This is a genomic window from Thioalkalivibrio sulfidiphilus HL-EbGr7, from assembly GCF_000021985.1.
In the GTDB taxonomy this organism is placed as follows: Bacteria; Pseudomonadota; Gammaproteobacteria; order Ectothiorhodospirales; family Ectothiorhodospiraceae; genus Thioalkalivibrio_A; species Thioalkalivibrio_A sulfidiphilus.
Map to the genome: position 1 here is coordinate 360108 of NC_011901.1, position 16106 is coordinate 376213.

General features: G+C 67.4%; 17 protein-coding genes. 9 read left to right on the top strand and 8 right to left on the bottom strand.

Going from position 1 to position 16106, the window contains the following annotated elements; translation table 11 throughout:
* Positions 1-18 precede the first annotated feature (18 nt).
* On the top strand, positions 19-807 hold the full coding sequence (locus TGR7_RS01565; RefSeq protein WP_041442274.1) for an efflux RND transporter periplasmic adaptor subunit: 789 nt from the start codon (positions 19-21) through the stop codon (positions 805-807).
* Positions 808-821: 14 nt separating this feature from the next.
* Here the strand turns inward: TGR7_RS01565 and mutM are convergent, their stop codons facing one another.
* Both mutM and TGR7_RS01575 read right to left on the bottom strand, forming a co-directional pair.
* Positions 822-1637, bottom strand: a complete 816-nt coding sequence (gene mutM / locus TGR7_RS01570; RefSeq protein ID WP_012636906.1) for a bifunctional DNA-formamidopyrimidine glycosylase/DNA-(apurinic or apyrimidinic site) lyase — start codon at positions 1635-1637, stop codon at positions 822-824.
* Positions 1630-2604, bottom strand: coding sequence for a chorismate transformation FkbO/Hyg5 family protein (locus TGR7_RS01575; protein WP_012636907.1), 975 nt, complete (start codon positions 2602-2604; stop codon positions 1630-1632). Before TGR7_RS01575 ends, mutM begins: the two co-directional genes overlap by 8 nt.
* A 311-nt stretch (positions 2605-2915) precedes the next feature.
* Between TGR7_RS01575 and TGR7_RS01580 the strand changes: the two genes are divergently transcribed.
* The gene (locus tag TGR7_RS01580; protein ID WP_012636908.1) at positions 2916-4874 is read left to right on the top strand and encodes a hydantoinase/oxoprolinase family protein; all 1959 of its coding nucleotides are present in this window, start codon (positions 2916-2918) and stop codon (positions 4872-4874) included.
* Positions 4875-4935: 61 nt separating this feature from the next.
* Here the strand turns inward: TGR7_RS01580 and TGR7_RS01585 are convergent, their stop codons facing one another.
* Positions 4936-6147, bottom strand: coding sequence for an EAL and HDOD domain-containing protein (locus tag TGR7_RS01585; RefSeq protein WP_012636909.1), 1212 nt, complete (start codon positions 6145-6147; stop codon positions 4936-4938).
* A gap of 149 nt (positions 6148-6296) precedes the next feature.
* On the opposite strand from TGR7_RS01585, the gene TGR7_RS01590 reads away from it, so the two are divergent.
* Positions 6297-6494, top strand: coding sequence for a DUF6967 family protein (locus TGR7_RS01590; RefSeq protein WP_012636910.1), 198 nt, complete (start codon positions 6297-6299; stop codon positions 6492-6494).
* 190 nt (positions 6495-6684) lie between these two features.
* Here TGR7_RS01590 and rpmG read toward each other — a convergent pair whose 3' ends face one another.
* Complete coding sequence (gene rpmG, locus TGR7_RS01595) at positions 6685-6852, bottom strand: 50S ribosomal protein L33 (RefSeq protein WP_012636911.1); 168 nt, start codon at positions 6850-6852, stop codon at positions 6685-6687.
* 12 nt (positions 6853-6864) lie between these two features.
* Positions 6865-7101, bottom strand: coding sequence for a 50S ribosomal protein L28 (rpmB, locus tag TGR7_RS01600; protein WP_012636912.1), 237 nt, complete (start codon positions 7099-7101; stop codon positions 6865-6867).
* Positions 7102-7253: 152 nt separating this feature from the next.
* On the opposite strand from rpmB, the gene folB reads away from it, so the two are divergent.
* Both folB and folK read left to right on the top strand, forming a co-directional pair.
* The gene (gene folB, locus TGR7_RS01605; RefSeq protein ID WP_012636913.1) at positions 7254-7610 is read left to right on the top strand and encodes a dihydroneopterin aldolase; all 357 of its coding nucleotides are present in this window, start codon (positions 7254-7256) and stop codon (positions 7608-7610) included.
* Between the two features lie 4 nt (positions 7611-7614).
* Positions 7615-8103: a 2-amino-4-hydroxy-6-hydroxymethyldihydropteridine diphosphokinase gene (gene folK / locus TGR7_RS01610; RefSeq protein ID WP_012636914.1), complete on the top strand. Its 489-nt coding sequence runs from the start codon at positions 7615-7617 to the stop codon at positions 8101-8103.
* Between the two features lie 150 nt (positions 8104-8253).
* Here the strand turns inward: folK and TGR7_RS01615 are convergent, their stop codons facing one another.
* Positions 8254-9012, bottom strand: a complete 759-nt coding sequence (locus TGR7_RS01615; protein WP_012636915.1) for a pteridine reductase — start codon at positions 9010-9012, stop codon at positions 8254-8256.
* A 70-nt stretch (positions 9013-9082) separates the two neighbouring features.
* On the opposite strand from TGR7_RS01615, the gene TGR7_RS01620 reads away from it, so the two are divergent.
* Together TGR7_RS01620 and TGR7_RS01625 are read left to right on the top strand one after the other, a co-directional pair.
* On the top strand, positions 9083-10264 hold the full coding sequence (locus TGR7_RS01620; protein ID WP_012636916.1) for a class I SAM-dependent methyltransferase: 1182 nt from the start codon (positions 9083-9085) through the stop codon (positions 10262-10264).
* A gap of 164 nt (positions 10265-10428) precedes the next feature.
* Positions 10429-11229, top strand: coding sequence for an undecaprenyl-diphosphate phosphatase (locus TGR7_RS01625; RefSeq protein ID WP_012636917.1), 801 nt, complete (start codon positions 10429-10431; stop codon positions 11227-11229).
* Positions 11230-11422: 193 nt separating this feature from the next.
* Here the strand turns inward: TGR7_RS01625 and TGR7_RS01630 are convergent, their stop codons facing one another.
* Both TGR7_RS01630 and TGR7_RS01635 read right to left on the bottom strand, forming a co-directional pair.
* Positions 11423-12652, bottom strand: a complete 1230-nt coding sequence (locus TGR7_RS01630; RefSeq protein WP_012636918.1) for a multifunctional CCA addition/repair protein — start codon at positions 12650-12652, stop codon at positions 11423-11425.
* Between the two features lie 260 nt (positions 12653-12912).
* Positions 12913-13857 carry a complex I NDUFA9 subunit family protein gene (locus tag TGR7_RS01635; protein ID WP_012636919.1) on the bottom strand — a complete coding sequence of 315 codons (945 nt, stop codon included), beginning with the start codon at positions 13855-13857 and terminating at the stop codon, positions 12913-12915.
* A 154-nt stretch (positions 13858-14011) separates the two neighbouring features.
* Here TGR7_RS01635 and TGR7_RS01640 point away from each other — a divergent pair, with 154 nt between their 5' ends.
* Both TGR7_RS01640 and TGR7_RS01645 read left to right on the top strand, forming a co-directional pair.
* Positions 14012-15370: an NAD-dependent succinate-semialdehyde dehydrogenase gene (locus TGR7_RS01640; protein ID WP_012636920.1), complete on the top strand. Its 1359-nt coding sequence runs from the start codon at positions 14012-14014 to the stop codon at positions 15368-15370.
* 52 nt (positions 15371-15422) lie between these two features.
* On the top strand, positions 15423-16028 hold the full coding sequence (locus TGR7_RS01645; protein WP_049764588.1) for a DedA family protein: 606 nt from the start codon (positions 15423-15425) through the stop codon (positions 16026-16028).
* Positions 16029-16106 lie beyond the last annotated feature (78 nt).

A 16106-nucleotide genomic window follows, 5' to 3' on the forward strand; every position in this document is an offset into this window, starting at 1 on the left:
AACCGGGAGTTGCCACCCATGTCCAGCCCATCCAAAACTCGGCGCCTCGCCGCCCTGCTGTCCGCCCTGGCCCTGTCGCTGACCCTGGCCGCGCCCGTGGCGCTGGCCGAGGAGATACCCGCCCGCCTGGACTGGGCCGAGCGCCTGGAGTTGGGCACGCCGGTCTCCGGCATGGTCACCCGGGTCAACGCCGAGCCGGGGCAGCGGGTCAAGCGCGGCGACGTGCTGGTGCAGCTGGACGATCGCGGCCTGCGCGCCTCCGTGGAGGAGGCCGAGGCCCAGGTCAAGCGCCTGGAGCTGGCCCGCGACGAGGCGAAGCTCGAATACGAGCGCCAGCAGGAGATGTTCGACCGCACCCTCATCTCCCAGCGCGACCTGAGCCTGGCGCAGATCGGTTTCGCCATGGCGGATGCAGAGTTCGTGGCCGCCAAGGCGCGGCTCACCCGCGCGCGCCTGGACCTGGAATACAGCCGCGTGCGCGCCCCCTTCGACGGCCTGGTGCTCGCCCGCCACGTGCGCGTCGGGCAGGCGGTGAACAACGAACTGCAGGTCACGCCGCTGGTTACCCTGGTGAGCAGCGAGCCCATGCTCGCCCGCGGCAGCGTCGCCGAGGCACGCCTGGCGCGCCTGCGCGAGGGGCAGAACGTGGCGGTGCAGGTGGGCGATCAGCGTTACGAAGGGCGCCTGCGTGCCCTGGGACTGGAGCCCACCGAGGCAGGCTTCCCGGTGACGGTGCAGTTCAGCGCCCCGACCGAGCACGGCCTGCGCGCCGGCCTCGCGGCCACCCTGCAGACCGGCAATGACTGAGTAGGCGTACGATCTCAGCGTTGGCAGGCCGGGCAGTAGTAGGTGGAGCGGTTGCCCTGCACGATCTGCTTGACCGGCGTTTCGCAGGCCATGCAGGCGAGCCCGGTGCGTCCGTAGACCCGCAGGTGCTGCTGGAAGTAGCCGTGGCTGCCGTCCTCGCGCACGAAGTCCCGCAGGGTGGTGCCGCCCTGGGCGATGGCCTCGCCGAGTACCTGGCGGATGGTCTCCACCAGTCTCGCGCATTCCGCCCGGGTGAGCCGACCGGCGGCGCGTCCGGGCCGGATGCCGGCCAGGAACAGGGCCTCCGAGGCGTAGATGTTGCCCACGCCCACCACCACGTGGCTGTTCATGATGTGCTGCTTGATGGCCACGCGGCGCTTGCGGGTGCTGCGGAAGAGATAGTCCGCGTCGAAATCCTTGCCCAGGGGTTCCGGCCCCAGTTCGGCGAGCAGGGGATGCGCGTGGGCTGGCCCCTCGATCCAGAGCACGGCGCCGAAGCGGCGCGGGTCGTGCAGGCGCAGGCAGCGGCCGGAGTCCAGGCAGAGGTCGATGTGGTCGTGCTTGCGCAGGGGCGCGTCGGGGGTGACCACCCGCAGGCTGCCGGACATGCCGAGGTGCAGCAGCAGCAGGCCCGTATCCACTTCGATCAGCAGGTATTTTGCCCGGCGCAGCACGCGACCGAGGGTGTGGCCCGTGAGGCGCTCGGCGAGGTCCCCGGGCACCGGCCAGCGCAGGCGTGGTTCGCGCACGATGACCGAGGTGACCCGCCGTCCCGTGACGTGGCGTTCGATCCCCCGCCGGGTGGTCTCCACCTCGGGCAATTCAGGCATACAGCCCCTCGATCTCCACCAGCAGTTCCTTGCGGCAGACATCGCCGTGCAGGAACAGTACCGCCGGGTGGTCACCGATGCGCGCCGTGAGCCGCGCCCGGATGGCGGGCAGATCCGCCTCGCGCTTCACGTAGACCTTGAGCAGGGACAGATCGCCGGGTCCATGGAGGGCGAGGCCGTGGTCATTGCGTACCTTGTCGATCAGGGCGCCCAGGTTGTTGATGATCTCGTCCATCTGGGCGGCGGGTTTGCCCGCGTGCAGGGAGGCATGTCCCACGATGCTGGCGGTGCCGGAGATGTAGAGCTGGGTGCGCGCGGGCCAGGGCTTGAGGGTGGCCCGGGCAAAGGTGGGGCTCTTGGGGCCGTAGTCCGGCGGATAGTGGTAGGCGCTCACCTGGCGCGGGTTCTCGATCTGGATGCCCGGTTCCCGGGCCGCCAGCAGGTAGACCAGGAAGCCCGGTGTGGCGGTGCCGATGGCGGTGGCGGCAGGCAGGGCGCTGCCGTCGATCTGAAGGGCCTCCAGGGCCTGCTGTCGGCCTGCGCAGAAGGCCTGGTAGCGGTCCAGGGTCGGGTCGACGGCAGGCTCCAGCAGGCGGTCGAAGAAGTTCCAGATGCGCAGCAGGGCCGGGTAGCCCATGGCGGTGTGAAAGCGCAGCAGGCGCAGATAGGCCTGCTCCGCAGCCTGCTGCATGTCCTGGCTGTCGGCGATGAACACTCGGGCGAACAGCAGGTCCTCGCTGCGGGCGAAGCCGATGCCGTCCTGCTCGCCCCGGGTGACGGCCTGCGGCGTGCGCAGCAGTTCGCTGGCCTGCTCCGTGCCGAACGGCGGCAGGCCCACCGTCACGCGAGACGGGTCCTCCGGATCGATGCCGGTCTCCCGGCCATAGTCCACACGCGCCAGCAACGCGCCTTCGGCGACGGCGTCACGGGAAGGAACGAGTTGGGCCTTGAGGGGTGGCTGGGACATGGGAAACGGGATGCACGAACAGGACTGCCCATGATACCAGAGCGGGCCGGGGCGCTGCGCTGAGAAGGCTGGAATCCCAGCGTCACTCCCGCTGACGCGGATGTTCAGGGTTTTCACATCAAATGCCTTTCCCCGCGCCTCTGCGCCTCCGCGAGAGAAACGGTTTTTTTCAGGAGAAAACACCAAAGGCAGGATTCTCTCGCGGAGGCGCAGGGACGCGGAGGAAAAGACTTGAGAGTGCCTGCTTAAAGCCTTGGCGAGCGAAACGCTTTGCAGATTCCCTGGCCCGGGGCCGGGTTAAACTACGGCCTATGAAACGACTCGGCGTCGACACCGGCGGGACCTTCACGGACTTCGTGCTCTGGGACGAGGGGCAGGTGCGGGTGCACAAGGTGCTTTCCACCCCCGAGGCGCCTGAGAAGGCCATCCTGCAGGGCATCCGGGAACTGGGCCTGGAGGGTGAGCCGGAGCTGGCGGTGATCCACGGCTCCACGGTGGCCACCAACGCGGTGCTGGAAGGTCGCGGGGTGCGCACCGTGTACATCACCAACCATGGTCTGGGGGACGTGCTGACCATCGGCCGCCAGGCGCGCCGGGAACTCTACAACCTCCAGCCCGCGCGGGTGCCCGCCCCGGTGCGCCCGGAGGATTGCCTGGAGACCGGCGGGCGCCTGGGTGCGGACGGCGCCGTGGTGGAGGATCTGAACGCGGAGGATCTCGACGCCCTGGCGGCCCGGGTGCGGGCGCGCGCGCCGCAGGCCGTGGCCATCAATCTGCTGTTCTCCTGGCGGGACGACCGCTTCGAGCGGGCAGTGGAACAGGCGCTCTCCGGGATCTGCTTCGTCACCCGGTCTTCCGGGGTGCTGGCGGAGATCCGCGAGTACGAGCGGGGCATCGCCACCTGGCTCAATGCCTACGTGGGCCCGCTGATGCAGGGTTACCTGGCGCGCCTGGGGTCGACCCTGGGGGATGCCCGGCTCACGGTGATGCAGAGCCACGGCGGCACCCTGGACGCCGACCAGGCCGGCCGTCACGGGGTGCGCCTGCTGCTCTCCGGGCCCGCCGGGGGTCTGCGCGGCGCCCTGCACCTGGCCCGGGCCTCGGGGGTGACGCGCCTGCTCAGCTTCGACATGGGCGGCACCTCCACGGACGTGGCCCTGCTGGACGGGGACCTACGCCTGACCGGGGAAGGCCGCATCGCCGGCTACCCGGTGGCGGTGCCCATGGTGGACATGCACACCATCGGCGCCGGCGGCGGGTCCCTGGCCTGGGTGGACGCGGGCGGGCTGCTGCAGGTGGGCCCCCGTTCCGCGGGTGCCCGACCCGGACCGGCCTGCTACGGCCTGGGCGGGCGGGAACCCACGGTCACCGACGCCAATCTGCTGCTCGGGCGCCTGCCCCCGGACACGCGCCTGGCCGGCGGCATGCCCGTGGACCTGGCCGCCGCCCGCGCCGCCTTCGAACCCCTGGCCGCACGTCTGAATCTGTCCTTGGAACAGGCGGCGGAGGGTGTGATCCGCCTGGCCAATGAGCACATGGCCGGCGCCCTGCGGGAGATCTCGCTCGCCCGGGGTCACGACCCCCGGCAGTTCACCCTGATGCCTTTCGGCGGTGCCGGGGGCCTGCACGTGTGCGAGCTGGCCGAGAGCCTGGGGATGAAACGCGCGCTGGTGCCGGTGCACGGTGGCGTGCTCTCGGCCTTGGGCATGCTGGTGGCGCCACGGGGCCGGGAGTTGTCGCGCACCCTGAACCTGCCCCTGGGGGAGGCCAGCGATCGTGCCGTGCAGATGGAGCTGGATGCCCTGGCGGCGAAGGGGCGGGAGGCCCTGGCCTTAGAGGGTGTGTCGGAGCCTTCCGTACACCAGTCCGTGGATCTTCGCTATGCCGGTCAGTCCGCCACCCTGAATCTGCCCTGGACCGGGCTGCTGGGGGTCGAGCGGGCCTTTCACCGGGCCCACGAGGCCCGCTTCGGCCATGCCCTGGACCTGCCCGTGGAACTGGTGAACGTGCGGGTGGGTCTGTCCGCCCCGGTGCCGGCCCTGGATCTGTCCGGCCCGACTGCCGCGGATACCGCCGGACCCCGGGGCGAGGTGTCGGTGCATGGCATCGGTTCGCCCGTGCCGGTCTATGACCGGGATACCCTGCCCGCCGGTCAACGCATCGATGGCCCGGCGTTGATCACCGAGGCGGTCTCCACCACCTGGATCGCGCCGGGATGGTCGTGTGAGGTGGATGAGGCGGGGAACCTGGGTTTGAAGTGCGAAGTGTGAATTGGGAAGTCGGAAGTCAGTGCTTTCCCTTCCCACTTCCCAATTCACACTTCGCACTTCACTAAATCCCCATCTGCTCCTTCAGCTCATTGGCCCAGGCCAGGGCCTCCAGGTAGAGGCGTCCGGTCTGCACCGGGTCCAGGTCGCGGAAGCGTCGGGCGCTGTCCGGGCTTTCCTGCTCGAAGGCCAGGGTGCAGGCGAGCGCCTCGCCCATCACCCCTTCCTGGCGCAGCAGGGCGGCATTGATCTCCTCGCTCATGGGCAGTTCGCCCAGGATCTCGGCCATGGGGGCCTGCAGCACCTGTTCCAGGGTTGAGAACAGGCCCACGGTGAAGAAGCTGTCCTGCAGCGACAGGAAGCGCCCCTGCTCGGCCAGCAGCTGGCACATGCGTGCGCGCACCAGGGCGTTGATGAGCACGTCCGTGGGCTGGTCCTTGAGGCTGCGCAGGGCCAGCAGGGTGACCCAGTGACGGATGGCGTCCCGGCCCAGGTAGACCACGGCCCGGTGGATGGACTCGATGGGCTTGCTCAGGCCGTAGTAGGCGGAGTTGATGAAGCGCAGCAGGTGGTAGGAGAGCGAGACGTCGTTGGCGATGGTCTGCTCCAGGTCCCGCAGGTCCATGTCCGGCTGGTGCAGCTTGTTGATGAGCTGGATCACCGTGAGCCGGTTGGTGGTCACCCGCCGCCCGCGCACCACGTTGGGGCGGCACAGGTAGTAGCCCTGGAAGTATTCAAAGCCCAGATCCCGGCACAGGGTGTACTGTTCCCGGTCTTCCACCTTCTCCGCCAGCAGCTGCACCTTGTGGCTGCGCAACTGGCGCACCTGGTCTTCCAGTTCGCCGTTGTGCAGCTGGCCCAGGTCCACCTTGACGATGTCCGCCATGGACAGCAGGGGCTGGGGACCTTCCCGGTAGACGAAGTCATCCAGGGCGATGCGATAGCCCTTGTGATTGAGCAGGCGCAGGGCGGCGAGCAGATCGTCGTCGATCTCCACGTCCTCCAGCACCTCCAGCACCACCCGGTCGGGCGGGAAGGCGAGGATGCCTTCGCTCATGAGCAGGTTGCGGGTGAGGTTGATGAAGACGGTCTTGTCACCGGCGATGCGATCCAGGCCCAGGTCCATGAAGGTGCCGTGGATCACCTCGCTGCTGGCTGCGTCGCCATCCACGAAGGCTGCGCGATTTTCGCTGCTGGAGCGAAACAGCAGCTCGTAGGCACGCACCCGCATCTCGCGGTCGTAGATGGGTTGTCTGCCGACGAAGACCTCCGGCATGTTCAATGAATCCTTTGACGGTGAATCTGGCCGATCCCTGATTCCTGTATCGGCAGTATGGTCACAAGATTAACAGTTGTGTTTGTGCAAATGTATGATTGCTGCCGCCCGCCGGCGCGGGCGAAGCCATTTTCGTGACGGGAGGTTTCATGGAGCAGTTCGAGGCGCCCTTCGGTGAGCAGATCGAGCTCAGGCAGATCATCCACGACAGCGGCGTGCCCCTGCTGCGGGTGATCATCCGCGACGGCGGCAAGTACACCAAGCTGGAACTGGACCCGGCCACCGCCCACCAGTGGGGCAAGGCCATGGTCCGCTGGGCGGAGCTGGCGGCGCAGAAGGGGGAGTGAAAAAAGCATACTCTCTCGCAGAGGCGCAGAGGCGCAGAGGCGCAGAGGCGCGGAGACGCGGGGATTAAATATCCTGAAGTGCTTTTCTCTGCGCCTCAGCGCCTCTGCGAGAGCATGGATTTTGAAGTTTTCATTCGCGCACAAAAAAGCCCGGCAGTGCCGGGCTTTTTCACAAGGGCCAAGAGATCAATTACTTGATCTTGGCTTCCTTGTACATCACGTGCTTGCGGACGACGGGATCGTACTTCTTGATCTCCATCTTGTCCGGCATGTTCCGCTTGTTCTTGGTGGTGGTGTAGAAGTGGCCGGTCCCGGCACTGGACACCAGCTTGATCTTGTCACGTACGCCCTTAGCCATGATTTAAGCTCCTCAGACCTTTTCGCCACGGGCGCGCAGGTCGGCGAGGACCGCGTCGATGCCCTTCTTGTCGATGATACGCAGGCCCTTGCTGCTGATGCGCAGCCGCACCCAGCGATTTTCGCTCTCCACCCAGAAACGGTGGCTGTGCAGGTTGGGCAGGAAACGCCGACGCGTCTTGTTGTGCGCGTGGGAGACGTTGTTACCGGTGACAGGGCGTTTACCCGTGATCTGACACACTCGGGCCATGGTACTTGCTCCAAACGAAATCGGGCCTGAATTCAGGAAAGCGGCGAAGGATAGCAGGCGCAAGGCGCCAGAGGCAAGGCCCAAGAGACAAGAGACAGGCTTTTCGAGTTTTTTCTTGTCTCTTGCCACTTGAATCTTGTATCTGTGCTTTTATGGACATCGTATATATCCGCGATTTGCGAATTGAAACCACCATCGGCATCTTCGCCTGGGAGCAGCAGATCCGCCAGCAGGTGCGGCTGGACCTGGAGATGGGCACCGACATCCGCAAGGGGGCGAAGAGCGACGACATCACCGACGTGCTGGACTACAAGTCCGTGGCCAAGCGGGTGATCGACCTGGTGGAAAACAACGAGCTGACCCTGGTGGAGGCCCTGGCGGAGCGCATCGCCAGCACCGTCATGGAGGAGTTCGGCGTGCCCTGGCTGCGGCTCACCCTGGGCAAGCCGGGCGCGGTGCGCGGCAGCCGGGAGGTGGGGGTCACCATCGAACGGGGCGAGCGGGCCTGATCCCGTGGCCCGTGCCTATATCAGTGTCGGCAGCAACGTGGACCGGGAGGTCCATGTGCGGGCCGCGATCCAGGCCCTGGCCGAATGCTACGGCGCGCTGACCGTCTCCCCCGTCTACGAGACCGGGGCCGTGGGTTTCGACGGCGAGCCCTTCCTCAACCTGGCGGTGGGGTTTGAGACCGATGCCGGCCCCGAGACCCTGGTGCGGGACCTGAAGGCCCTCGAGCGGGCCCAGGGGCGCACCGCTGGGAGCAACGGCTTCAAGCCCCGCACCCTGGACCTGGACCTGCTGCTCTACGACGACCTGGTGCTTCAGACCGAGGCCTTCGAACTGCCAAGGGACGAGATCCTGCACCATGCCTTCGTGCTCGCCCCCCTGGCCGACATCGCACCCGACCTGCGCCATCCGGTGGTGGGCCGAACCCTCGCGGAACTGTGGGCGGCGTTTGACCTGGACGGGCAGTGGCTGCGGGCGGTGGAACTGAGGATGTAAAGGGTTCCGGGAGATGCACAGAAATACAGGGATCTGACAGGATTTACATGATTAACAGGATGTAGCGCGAAAACGCCCAAAAATCTTGTTAATCATGTAAATCCTGTCCAATTGGGTCTTTTCTGGCGTCGCTGAAACAGGCTCAATAACTCACTGACTCACCGTGCGTCCACCGTCCACCGGGATGACCTGCCCGGTGATGTAGTCCGCGTCGCGGATCAGGAACAGGGCCGTGCGGGCGATGTCCGCCGGCGAGCCCTCACGTTTCAGGGCGGTGCGCTGGATCATGTCCTCGTGGGGGGCGCTGTTCTCGGCGGCCTCGGGCCAGAGGATGGCGCCGGGGGCAATGCCGTTGACCCGCACCCTGGGGCCCAGTTCACGGGCCAGGGACTGGGTGAGCATCCACAGGCCCGCCTTGGCGGCGCAATAGACCGGGTAGCCCTTGAGCGGGCGCAGGGCGTGGATGTCCACGATGTTGACGATGCAGCCGCCCCGGGCGGTCAGTTCCGGGGCCAGGGCCTGGGACAGGAACAGGGGGGCTTTGAGGTTGCTGCCCATCAGGTCATCCCAGTGCTGTTCGGTGATCTGGCCCACGGGGGTGGGATAGAAGGTGCTGGCGTTGTTGACCAGCACGTCCAGGCCGCCGAACACGGCCTTGGCATCCTCGGCCAGGCGGGGCAGGTCGGCGGTCTTGAGCAGGTCGCCCTGCACCAGTCCGGCGGAACCCGGACGCAGCGCGTTCAGGGCATCGGCCAGGGTCTGCGCCTCGTCCCGGGAACCACGGTAATGGATGATGAGGTCCATGCCGGCGCCGTGCAGTTGCCTGGCGATCTCGGCGCCCACCCGCCGGGCCGCCCCGGTGATGAGCACGCGCTTGTTCTCCTGCCGCTTGCCGTTAGACTGGACCACCTTCGCCTCCGCTGTATGCCGGTATCTGACAGTGGAATGGACTTTATCACAGCGTTTCGGTTCGCCCGCCATGCCCGATTTAAGCCACCTGCCCGAACCCGACGAGGCCGCCCGCCAGGCCAGTGAGGCGCTGACGGCGCGGTTGCGCGACGAGATCGAGGCCGCCGGCGGTTTCCTGCCCTTTCGCCGCTACATGGAGCTGGCCCTGTACGCGCCGGGGCTCGGCTACTACGCCGCCGGCAGCCACAAGCTGGGCGCCGGCGGCGACTTCACCACCGCGCCGGAGACCTCGCCCCTGTTCGCCCGCTGCCTGGCCCGGCAGGTGGCCCAGGTGCTGGAGGAACTGGGCGGCGGCCAGGTGCTGGAGTTCGGCGCCGGCACCGGCGCCCTGGCGGTGGAGATGCTGCGGGCCCTGGCGGCCCTGGATCGTCTGCCGGAGCAATACCTGATCCTGGAGCTCAGCCCGGACCTGCGCGAGCGCCAGCAGGCCGCCGTGGCCGATCTGCCCGAGGCGCTCGCGGCCCGGGTGTGCTGGCTGGATGCCCTGCCGCCGAGGGGTTTCCGGGGCGTGATGCTGGGCAACGAGGTGCTGGACGCCATGCCCGTGGAGGTGTTCACCTGGACCGGCGAGAGCGTGCTGCAAAGGGGCGTGGCCTGGGAGGGCGGACGGTTCGTCTGGGCGGAGCGCCCCGCGGAGCCCGGGCTGGGCGCCGCCGTGCAGCGCCTGCAGGCCGAGACCGGCAGCGCCTGGCCGCCGGGATACACCTCGGAATACAGCCCGGGTCTCGCGCCCTGGGTGGCCTCGCTCGCCGAAGTCCTGGCCGCGGGGCTGATCCTGCTCATCGATTACGGTTATCCCCGTGCCGAGTACTACAGTCCCGAGCGCAGCCGGGGAACGCTCATGGGCTACTACCGGCACCGGGCCCTGGACGATCCTTTCTTCCTGCCGGGGCTCGCGGACCTCACCGCCCACGTGGATTTCACCGCCGTGGCCGAGGCGGGCGTGGGCGCCGGTCTGGACGTGCTGGGCTACACCACCCAGGCCTGGTTCCTGATCGGCGCGGGACTGGACCAGGTGTTCCAGGAAGCCGCCAGTGAAGATCCCCGGGAACAACTGGCGCTTGCCGGCCAGGTGCGCCAGCTCACCCTGCCCGGGGAGATGGGCGAGCGCTTCCAGGTGATCGGCCTGGGGCGGGGCATCGAGGGGCCGTTGGTGGGCTTCGCGGGACGGGATCTGAGGGGCAGGCTCTGATGAAGTAAGAAGTGGGGGTTGGGAAGTGCGAAGTTAAAGCCTTTAGTTCGCACTTCCCAATTCCCACTTCGCACTTCAAAGGGGGTTTTCCAACTTGCGCCATCGCCCCAATCCGGTAACACTGCGCCGCGACTGATTCAATCCAGACGACACGGAGTCCCGCCTTGGATCTTTTCCAGACCCTGGTGTTGGCCCTGGTTCAGGGCCTGACCGAATTTTTGCCCATCTCCAGCGCCGCGCACCTGATCCTGGTGCCTGAACTCACCGACTGGGACGACCAGGGGCTTGCCTTCGACGTGGCCACCCACGTGGGTTCGCTGGCGGCGGTGGTGATCTACTTCCGCCACGAACTGCGGCGCATGACGGCGGAGTGGCTGGGCTCTCTGGCGGGTCGGGGTCTGACCCCGGACGCCAAGCTGGCCTGGGCGGTGGGTCTCGGCACCATTCCGGCGGGCCTGGCGGGCCTGTTGTTTCACGACATCATCGCCACCCACCTGCGCTCGGCCCAGGTGATCGCCATGGCCACCATCGGCTTCGCGGTGCTGCTGCTGTTCGCCGATGTTTCCGGCAAGCGCACCCGTGACGAGCACAGCATCACCTGGAAGGACGTGCTGGTGATCGGCGTGGCCCAGGCCCTGGCCCTGATCCCGGGCACCTCCCGTTCCGGCATCACCATCACCGCCGCCCTGCTCATGGGCTTCACCCGCCAGGCGGCGGCCCGCTATTCCTTCCTGCTGTCCATCCCCATCATCGCCCTGGCCGGTGGCTTCGAGATCCTGGGGCTGGTGAAGGAGCCGGAGGAGAACATCCAGTGGGGCATGATCGTGCTGGGCGCCCTGGTGGCGGGGGTGAGCGCCTACCTGTGCATCCACTACTTCCTCAAGCTGCTGGCGAAGATGACCATGCTGCCCTTCGTCATCTACCGGCTGGTGCTGGGGGCCTTCCTGCTGTTCCTGTTCTGGTGAAGGCTGAAGGGCGTTTAGCCACAGAGGTCACAGAGAACACAGAGAACACAGAGGGAAGATCCCTTGGGGACCCTACGGGTACGACAGCGCTGACTAGACCCATGATGACGCCTGGCATCGCCATGATCTCAGGCGTTGAAAGCTCTTTTGTCGTCCTCTGTGGCCTCTGTGACCTCTGTGGCTTAACAGGACTTTAGCCTCCCCACTCGGCCTTCAACTGCTTGAGCGCCTGCACCCGGCGGGCGTGCAGGGCCTCGCCGATGGCCTTGCCGGTGAGACCTTCGTTCACCAGATCCTTCGCCGAGATGGCCAGGCAGCGGGCATGGGCGGCGCGCAGGTAGTCGGCCTGGGGGTAGGGGCGGTCCTCGAAGCCGGTACGGCCCCGATAGTCCGCCTCGCAGGCGAGCAGGAAGGGCTCGAAGCGTTCCGGGCGGCGGAAGGCGTCCAGGCCCTCCAGGGCCTTGAGCACGGTGTCCGGACGCAGTTCCAGGGCCCGGTGGCTGTAGCCGTGCCAGCGAGCCACCATCACGGCCAGATCCCGGTAGGCGTTGGGGATGCGGAAGCGGTCGCACAGGGCATGCACCAGGTCCACGCTGCGCTGCTCGTGGCCGTGGTGGCTGGGCAGGATGTCGGCGGGCGTGGTGCCCTTGCCCAGATCGTGGGTCAGGGCCGCGAAACGGATCGTGGCATCGGCACTCAGGCGCGCGGCCTGGGTGAGCACCATGAGGGTGTGCACCCCGGTGTCGATCTCGGGGTGGTACTTGGGCGGCTGGGGCACGCCGAACAGCCGCTCGATCTCCGGGAACAGCACCGCCAGCGCGCCGCAGTCCCGCAGCACTTCGAAGAAGGTGGCCGGCGAGCCCTCGCCCAGGGCCCGCTCCATCTCCTGCCAGACCCGTTCCGGCACCAGGGCGTCCACTTCGCCCGCAGCGACCATGCGGCGCATCAGCGCGCGGGTTTCGTCCGCCACCCGGAAGCCCAGGTGGGCAAAACGTGCGGCGAAGCGGGCCACCCGCAGGATGCGTACCGGGTCCTCGGCGAAGGCGGGGGAGACGTGACGCAGCAGCCGGGCCTCCAGATCCGCCCGGCCGTTGAAGGGGTCGATGAGGCCGCCGGCCTCGTCCCGGGCCATGGCGTTGATGGTGAGATCCCGGCGCAGCAGGTCCTCTTCCAGGGTGACGTCCGGTTCGGCGTGCACCACGAACCCCCGGTAGCCGGGCGCGGTCTTGCGCTCGGTGCGTGCCAGGGCGTGTTCCTCGTGGGTCTCGGGGTGCAGGAATACCGGGAAGTCCCGGCCCACCTGCCGGTAGCCCAGGTCCAGCATCTGCGCCGCGGTGGCGCCCACCACCACCCAGTCCCGCTCCCGCACCGGCAGGCCCAGGAGTTCGTCGCGCACCGCGCCGCCGACCAGATAGGTTTTCATGGATGCAGTGTAGGGCGAGGATACGATGGGCTTCAAAACATCTTAATGGACAGGATGAACAGGGTTTGCAGAACAAGAATGAAATGAAAAGCTTCGGACAGGATTGACATGATTCACACGATTATTTTGTAGATCTTTTAATCCAGTAAATCATGTCAATCCTGTCAGGTCCTTTCGCGCCTTGTTGATCTCATCGATCTGCAATGATCCTGTTCATCCTGTCCCTTGGTTTTGAATCTCGGCGTCTCCGCGGCAGACCCTCACGCCCGCCCGGCCGTGTTGCGCAGGCGCTGGATGCGGGATTCCCGGTTGTTGCGGCCCAGGTAGCGGGGCGCGACGGATTCCAGGCTGGTGGGGCAGGTGCCGCCGCCGGGGCAGACGTTGTCCCGCTGCAGGGAGCGGTAGTTGTCCAGGGAGAAGGGCTTGCCGGGGACGTATTCGAACACCGTGGCCTGGAGCCTGGAGGCCCAGTCGGGCAGGCCGATGATGGCGCGGCGCAGACCCAGGGTGCGGGCGGTGTACTGCACCAGTTCCTTGAGGGTGTAGACCTTCGGGCCACACAGGTCGTAGCGCTGGCCGAAGGTCCCGGCGTCTTCCAGGCTGTCCACGAAACGCGTGACCACGTCGCCCACGTACACCGGCGCGAAGCGCGCCCCGGGGCAGGCGAGCGGCAGGACCGGCGCGATGCGCAGCAGGCCGGCGAAGCGGTTGAGGAAGCTGTCGCCGGGTCCGAAGATGACCGAGGGGCGGAAGATGGTCACCTTGGTGTCGCCGCTCTGGGTGCGCACCAGGCTCTCCGCCTCGCCCTTGGTGCGCTGGTAGAGGCTGGTGCCGGTGCCGGCGTCGGCGCCCAGGGCGCTCATGTGCAGCAGGCGTTTCACCCCCGTGGCGCGGCAGGTCTCGGCCACGTGCCGGGACAGGTCCACGTGGGCGCGGCGGAAGCCGCTGCCGTCATGGCCCTTCTCGTTGAGGATGCCGATCAGATTGACCACTGCGTCGCAGCCGGTGAAGTGGCGCTTCAGCGTGGCCGGGTCGTTGACATCGCCCTCGATGAGGCTCACGCCGGGCAGGACCAGCAGGTCGCGGTGACGCTCCCGGCGGCGGGTGATGACCTTCACCCGGCGGCCGCTGGCGATGAGTCGCGCCACCAGGTGGCTGCCCACGAACCCCGTGCCGCCCAGCACGCAAACGGTGTTGATCTTCATGAAGCCGTGCTCCCCAATGCGGATTGCTATTTGAACGGGCGCTTATATTAGCGTACTGGGGCGCCCGTGGAGACCCATCGGGCGAAACCCCTTGCGGCTCGCGTACACTTAAGGGGCGTGACACGAAACCTTCAATGAGGAATGCCTCGTGGTGATGCAGTCCGTGAATCCGGTCAATGGTGCCGTCCTGGGCCGTTTCGACACCTGGGAGTGGCCCCGTGTGGACAAGGCCCTGGGCCTGGCGGCCAGTGCCGCACCGGAATGGGCGCAGACCCCCCTGCCGGACCGGGCTGAACGGCTGCGCCGGGCGGCGCAGATCCTGCGCCAGCGCCGGGATCAATACGCCGGCATCATCACCCAGGAGATGGGCAAGCTTTCCAGCGAGGCCCGGGCCGAGATCGACAAGTGCGCCGCGGTCTGTGATTTCTACGCCGGGGAAGGGCCGCGCTTCCTGGCCGACGCGATGCTGGCATCCGACGCCAGCCGCTCCCTGATCGCCTGGCAGCCCCTGGGCACGGTGCTGGCGGTGATGCCCTGGAATTTCCCCTTCTGGCAGGTGTTCCGCTTCGCCGCGCCCGCGCTGATGGCCGGCAACACCGCCCTGCTCAAGCACGCCTCCAACGTGCCGCGCTGCGCGCTGGCCATCGAGGAGGTGTTCAGGGAGGCGGGTTTCCCGGAGGGGGCGTTCCAGACCCTGATGATCCCGGCCTCCGCAGTGGAGGCGGTGATCCGGGATCGTCGGGTGCACGCGGTGACCCTGACCGGCAGCGAGCCCGCGGGCCGGGCCGTGGCCGCGGCCGCCGGTGCCGTGCTCAAGAAGGCGGTGCTGGAACTGGGCGGTTCCGATCCCTTCGTGGTGCTGGAGGATGCGGACCTGGAACTGACCGTGCAGCAGGCGGTGGCCTCCCGGTTCATGAACGCGGGTCAGAGCTGCATCGCCGCCAAGCGTTTCGTGGTGCTGGAGGGGGTTGCCGAGGCGTTCCTGTCGCGTTTTCGCGAGGCGGTTCGGGCGCTCAGGCCGGGAGACCCGAGCCACGAGGCCACCACCCTGGCACCCATGGCACGTACCGATCTGCGCGATGAACTGCATCGGCAGGTGCAGCAGTCCATCGCCGCCGGTGCCGTGCCCCTGGAGGGCTGCGAGCCCGTGCCGGGCAAGGGGGCCTGGTACCGGCCCTCCGTCCTGGACCAGGTCGGCCCTGGCATGCCCGCCTACGACGAGGAACTGTTCGGGCCGGTGGCCGCGATCCTCCGCGCCCGGGACGAGGAAGATGCCCTGCGCATCGCCAACGACACCCGTTTCGGCCTGGGCGGCAGCGTCTGGACCCGGGATGTGGCGCGGGGCGAGGCGCTGGCACGCCGGCTGGCCTGCGGCTGTGCCTTCGTCAACGGACTGGTGAAGAGCGACCCCAGGCTGCCCTTCGGCGGCATCAAGGATTCCGGCTATGGCCGTGAACTCTCCGCCCTGGGCATGCGCGAATTCCTGAACGCCAAGACGGTCTGGGTCCGCTAGTGGATCCCCGCTTCGGGAATTCCGGCGACGCCGGTCCGTGTGGGTGCGCGCCATGAGCCTGGCGGACATGGCCGGCGAGGCCGTTGAACGCCTGGGCTACGTGGGCCTAGGCATGACCATGCTGGCGCTGGCGCCGGAATTCCTCATGCCCTTCGCCGGTTTCCTGGCCAACCAGTCCCAGCTCAATCTGCTCGGGGTGATCATCGCCGGCACCGTCGGTGGCACCCTTGGCTCGACGATCCTCTACCTCATTGCCCGACGGGTGGGTGAGCGGCGGGTGCGCCGCTTCTTCCAGCGCCGGGGACGATTCCTGCTGCTGCGGGAAAGCGATCTGGATACCGTGCTGGACGTGTATGATCAGCATGGGGAGATCCTGGTGCTGGCGGGCCGTTTCGTGCCCACGGTGCGCAGCCTGGTCTCCCTGCCCGCGGGCCTGCTGCCCATGCCGTTTCCCCGCTTCTTCCTGTTCACCCTGGCGGGCACGGGTCTCTGGTGTGCCGTGCTCGCCGTGGGCGGCTACCTGATGGGCGCCCAGTGGCGCCTGCTGGAATCCTGGCTGGGGTTCTACGGTGCCACGGTGTTCAGCCTGATTCTGCTGGCAATAGGGCTGTTCGCCCTGCAGCGGGTGAAGGAGGCGGTGCTTGGGAGTGAGAAGTGAGAATCGGGAAGTGGGAAAAATCGGGGTTCCGGGTGTGTTGACGGTATTCGATGCCTGCGACGGGGTGCCGCTGACTTG

Excerpts from the sequence above, each read along its gene's own strand:
- TGR7_RS01640 (WP_012636920.1), top strand. The coding sequence starts at position 14,012 with ATGCAGTCCGTGAATCCGGTCAATGGTGCCGTCCTGGGCCGTTTCGAC.
- rpmG (WP_012636911.1), bottom strand. The coding sequence starts at position 6,852 with ATGGCTAAGGGCGTACGTGACAAGATCAAGCTGGTGTCCAGTGCCGGG.
- rpmB (WP_012636912.1), bottom strand. The coding sequence starts at position 7,101 with ATGGCCCGAGTGTGTCAGATCACGGGTAAACGCCCTGTCACCGGTAAC.
- TGR7_RS01590 (WP_012636910.1), top strand. The coding sequence starts at position 6,297 with ATGGAGCAGTTCGAGGCGCCCTTCGGTGAGCAGATCGAGCTCAGGCAG.
- TGR7_RS01630 (WP_012636918.1), bottom strand. The coding sequence starts at position 12,652 with ATGAAAACCTATCTGGTCGGCGGCGCGGTGCGCGACGAACTCCTGGGC.
- TGR7_RS01635 (WP_012636919.1), bottom strand. The coding sequence starts at position 13,857 with ATGAAGATCAACACCGTTTGCGTGCTGGGCGGCACGGGGTTCGTGGGC.
- mutM (WP_012636906.1), bottom strand. The coding sequence starts at position 1,637 with ATGCCTGAATTGCCCGAGGTGGAGACCACCCGGCGGGGGATCGAACGC.
- TGR7_RS01585 (WP_012636909.1), bottom strand. The coding sequence starts at position 6,147 with ATGCCGGAGGTCTTCGTCGGCAGACAACCCATCTACGACCGCGAGATG.
- TGR7_RS01620 (WP_012636916.1), top strand. The coding sequence starts at position 9,083 with ATGCCCGATTTAAGCCACCTGCCCGAACCCGACGAGGCCGCCCGCCAG.
- folB (WP_012636913.1), top strand. The coding sequence starts at position 7,254 with ATGGACATCGTATATATCCGCGATTTGCGAATTGAAACCACCATCGGC.
- TGR7_RS01565 (WP_041442274.1), top strand. The coding sequence starts at position 19 with ATGTCCAGCCCATCCAAAACTCGGCGCCTCGCCGCCCTGCTGTCCGCC.
- TGR7_RS01645 (WP_049764588.1), top strand. The coding sequence starts at position 15,423 with ATGAGCCTGGCGGACATGGCCGGCGAGGCCGTTGAACGCCTGGGCTAC.
- TGR7_RS01575 (WP_012636907.1), bottom strand. The coding sequence starts at position 2,604 with ATGTCCCAGCCACCCCTCAAGGCCCAACTCGTTCCTTCCCGTGACGCC.
- TGR7_RS01580 (WP_012636908.1), top strand. The coding sequence starts at position 2,916 with ATGAAACGACTCGGCGTCGACACCGGCGGGACCTTCACGGACTTCGTG.